This is a genomic window from bacterium (assembly GCA_030654305.1).
Classification (GTDB): Bacteria; Krumholzibacteriota; Krumholzibacteriia; order LZORAL124-64-63; family LZORAL124-64-63; genus PNOJ01.
Map to the genome: position 1 here is coordinate 1 of JAURXS010000011.1, position 1117 is coordinate 1117.

The 1117-nt window shown below is 72.9% G+C and carries 2 protein-coding genes; both read right to left on the reverse strand.

The window, feature by feature from the left end:
* Window positions 1–796, reverse strand: a 796-nt coding sequence (locus Q7W29_00320) for a J domain-containing protein (protein MDO9170258.1), incomplete at its 3' end; no start/stop codon positions are given.
* Window positions 793–1117: hypothetical protein (locus tag Q7W29_00325; protein ID MDO9170259.1), on the reverse strand; the 325-nt coding region annotated here is incomplete at its 5' end. The genes Q7W29_00320 and Q7W29_00325, both read right to left, overlap by 4 nt.

Consider the following 1117-nt stretch of genomic DNA (forward strand, 5'->3'; position numbering starts at 1 on the left):
CCTGCGCCTCGCTCGCCGCCCCGCCCGCCAGCACCAGGCTGGTCTCGGCCTGCAGCGTCGGGTTGGCCACGCTGGGCAGCTTGCGCACCGCCAGCGAGCCGCTGTCGCCCGCCGGGCCGTTCAGCAGCAGCGCCGTCGCCGCGCCCAGCGCGCCCAGCGAAGCCAGCGCGATCTTTACGCCGCGCGGCACCCGCGGGCCCGTGCGGTCCGCCGTCGCATCCGCGTCTTTCTTCGGCCGCAGCGTCAGCACGCGCGAGCGTCCTGCGGCCGGCTTCTTCTGAGCCACCTTCGCAGACGCAGCCGCTGCACCCGCAGCAGAAGCCACCGGCTGCGCCGAAGCCAGCGCGGCGTTGTAGTCCGAGCGCCGCTCGAAAGACGACAACACATCGTTCGCCTGGTTGATGCGCGTGGCCGCGTCCGCGGGCCAGGCCTCGCCGCTGCCGGCGGCAAAGTCCGGGTGCGTCAGGCGGATCATCAGCCGGTAGTGCTCGCGCAGCTCGTCCGCTTCGCAGCCCGGCGCCAGGCCGAGCAGGGTGTAGTGGTCCACGCCGGGGCGCAGCAGCACCGTGCGCACAAAAAAACGCGCCGCGCGCTTCAGCTCGTCGGTCTGCGCTGGCTCCTGCGCCAGATCGGCCAGCCCGTCCACCGTGCGCCCCACCGCCAGCTGCAGCACCGCCAGCGTGTGCTCAAACAGCGGGCGGGGCTCGCGCAGCACCACCCGGTAGCGCCCGGGCGAGCGCTCGAAATCGAGCAGCGCGGGCAGCAGGCTGCTCCAGTCCGGCGGGGGCGGGGTCATGCTTCTGCGGTGGTCGTCGGGCCGAGCTTGGGCTCGGTGCGGGTGCTCGCCGCCAGCGGCGCCGGCTGCGCGCCCGGGGCGTGCTGCGGATTGGCCGCGCGCGGCGTGTGATCGTCGCCGTAGCCGTAATACGACTCGTAGGCGTAGTCGCTGCTGTGCTCGTTGCGCGCGTGCGTCAGCACCACGCCCATCGGCGCGATGCCCGCGTTGCGCAGGCGGCGCATCGCGTCCTTGATGCTGTCTTTCTTGGTGCTGGAGGCCTTCACGGCAAACACCACGTGCTGGATCTGGTTGCCCAGCACCACCGCGTCCGCACTGCCC